The organism is Bacteroides acidifaciens, assembly GCF_024623065.1.
Lineage (GTDB): Bacteria > Bacteroidota > Bacteroidia > Bacteroidales > Bacteroidaceae > Bacteroides > Bacteroides acidifaciens.
This window is the reverse complement of sequence record NZ_JANJZR010000150.1, coordinates 1-3,185: the sequence shown is the minus strand read 5'-3', so window position 1 is coordinate 3,185 and position 3,185 is coordinate 1. Positions and strand designations below refer to the sequence as shown.

Annotated in this window: 1 protein-coding gene; it reads left to right on the top strand. The window is 44.6% G+C overall.

Translation table 11 applies throughout. The features are described 5' to 3' along the window. Positions 1-3,185, top strand: a 3,185-nt coding sequence (locus NSB03_RS20240; protein ID WP_257466616.1) for a phage tail tape measure protein, incomplete at both ends; no start/stop codon positions are given.

The window sequence follows — 3,185 nt, the reverse complement described above, 5'->3', positions numbered from 1 at the left end:
CTTCTTTCCTTGAACAAGATAAAAACGGTTCTGGCCGGTGTGTTTGTCACTATCGGCGCAATGATAACTGGGCAGATTGTCGGCGGGCTAAGGGATGCGATCAGTACTATTATAGAGTTCGAGAAGAAAAACAGTACTTTGGCCGCTATCCTGGGAACCACGAAAAAGAGTATCAAAGATTTAACGGATGAAGCGCGCCGACTGGGTGCCACTACTTCTTATACAGCCGCACAAGTAACGGAACTTCAGATAGAGCTTGCTAAACTGGGATTTTTCAAAGAGGATATTAAAGCTATGACGCCTTCCGTGCTGAAATTCGCTAAGGCGGTGGACACGGATCTTGCCTCGGCTGCTACGCTTGCCGGTGCAACATTGCGTATTTTCAACCTTGATGCAGAAGATACGGAACGGGCACTTTCTACCATGGCAATAGGTACAACGTCTTCGGCCCTGAATTTTGAATACCTGAATAGTGCAATGTCTACCGTCGGCCCGGTTGCTAATTCTTTCGGATTCACGATTGAGGAAACGACCGCCCTTTTGGGAGCTTTGGCAAACAGCGGTTTCGACGCTTCATCGGCAGCAACGGCAACACGTAATATTTTGCTTAACCTGGCTGACAGTAGCGGCAAACTCGCGCTTGCTCTCGGTGGTCCGGTTAACAACCTGGATGATCTGATAAAGGGACTTAAAAAACTAAACAGTGAAGGAATAGACTTGAACAAGGCCCTTGAACTGACCGATAAACGTTCCGTTGCAGCGTTTAACACTTTCCTTAATGGTACCGATACCGTGCTGGCACTTTGCGACGCGGTGACAGGTGCAGAAGATGCCTTTAATGCTATGTCCGAAGAAATGGGTGATAACGTTCAAGGTGCATTAAACCGGCTAAGTTCAACTATCGAAGGGGTAGTTTTACGTTTCTATGAATCAAAGGGTATTCTCCGGGATTTAATAGACCTTGTTACGCTTATGGTGGAAGGTGTGGGAGGTATGATTGACATGTTTAATAAATGGGGTGTTGTCACTTATACCGTTACCGCTTATTTGGTTTCTTACTATGGAGGACTGAAAATCGCTACCATGTGGCACGCCCGTTTTAAAACGGCGACCCTTGCTTCGGTCGTTGCAGAGAAAGCGCACGCCGTACAGCTTTATATCAGCCGGGCGGCTACTCTGGCTTATGCGGCAGCCCAGGCACGATTACACAAGGATACTAAAAGATATACTGCTATACTCCGGTTAATGAGAATCGAACTTTTGAAGAATCCATATACGGCCCTAATTGCAGCAGTACTGGCGGCTGGAGTTGCTATTTACCAGTTCGTTAAAAGAAATAGGGAGGCGTCAGAATCGGTTAAGGCATTAGGTTCGGCAATGGAGAAGACTACAAAGCGATATGATGAACAGAAAGCGAAAGTTAATGCCTTGATTGATGCTATACATGATGAAAATATATCCAATACATTACGGGAAAAGAAAATACGTGAATTGAAAGATTTAATTCCCGATTATAACGCGGAATTAAGTAAGGAAGGTAAGGTTATACGAGAAAACAAAAAAGCCATAGACGAATATTTAACTTCCTTGGAAAGACAAATAAAGGCGGAAGCATTCAGGGAAGAACTGATCGAGTTATACAGAAAGAAATTTCCGAAAGAAAGGGAGTTGGAAAAGAATAAAGAGGAAGAAGAAAAGGCTTCCAATTCCTTAGCCGGTGCACGTATTGGGGCTTCCATGCGTTCTTCCACTCTTTCCACATCCGGGACAAAAAGTCTTAATCAGGGTTTGGACCAGAATGTTAAGAGTATGGAAACAGAATACCAGAACGCTAAAAAGAAAACAGAACAAACCCGGAAGGATTTGAAAGAAATAACAGACGCTATCGCTGTTATCAACCGGGAGCTTTTAACTACAGAAATGCAAATTTCATCAACAGGCACCACTAATGCTGACAATGTAATAAAAGAAACCTCCCTTATAAAGGAGCTGGAAGCAGAAAAGAAAAAGGTTCAGGAACAGTGGGCGGAAGACAGCGAAGCGAATATCGCCAAGAAAAACAAGGAAATAGAACGTATCGATGCCGAAATAAAACGTTTAAACGAACTGGGGAAGGTCAAAAAGAAGGCGGGAGCCGGGGAGTATAAAAATACGGAAACGGACGCCACATTAAAACCTCTGGAGATCGAACACGAAAAACGTATGCTTCTAATCAAACAGAACCGGGAGAAGGAAAATAAGACGGAAGCCCAGTATATTCTCGAAGGGACGGCGGAAAACCTTCGCTATTACCAGGAACGTATCGACGCACTCCAGAAGCTGGGAGCAAAGACACCGGCACAAAAGAAGAAGTTACTCGATGAAATCCACAAGCTCGAAACAGAAGCACAGACGGCCATTTTTACGGAAACCGGCAAGCAGGAGGACGCCCGTATAAAACTGGTACAGGAGAAACGGGACGAACGGTTAAAGATTGAAACCGCCTATTACAACGTCCAGAAGGACACCATGGAGAAAGCAGTATTAAACCAGAGTATCACGCAGGAAGCCGCCGACGCCTATATGCTGGAAGTTGAAGCGGAACACGCCGCAGAACTTCTGGAGATAAACCGTACCTACCAGGATGATATTGCCGCTTTGGAAATTACCGGCAAACAGAAACGTATAGAAACAGCAACGGAAGCGGCCGACGCCGTTCGTGAGTCTGAAATGAAGCTATTACGTGATCGGGCGGCCATTGCTCAAAAAGTACGTGAAATAACTTCCATTCCGGTAGGAATAACCGGTATGCAGGAAGCACACCGGAAACAGGTTCAGGATGTAGAAACGACTTATAATGCCATAATTGAGATAGCGAGACAGGCGGGAATTTCTATTGTAGAACTGGAACGTCAGAAAAATAGAGAAATAAATCAACTTAACTTTGAATACGAGAATGGTATATATCAGAGTCAAGCACGGATTGGTGTATCATGGCAGGAAGAATATAATAATGAACTGGCGCAATTGGAGAATTTGCATGATCAGGGTATGATTAGCGAGGAACAATATCAACGGGGCCGATTAGGTGCGGGAATTGAAAATGCTAAAAGATATTTTGATAAAATTTCCGGTCTTTCCTCTTCCATGGTGGAAGCCATGCAACAAGCCGAAATCGACCAGGTGGAAGCAAAATACGATGTTCT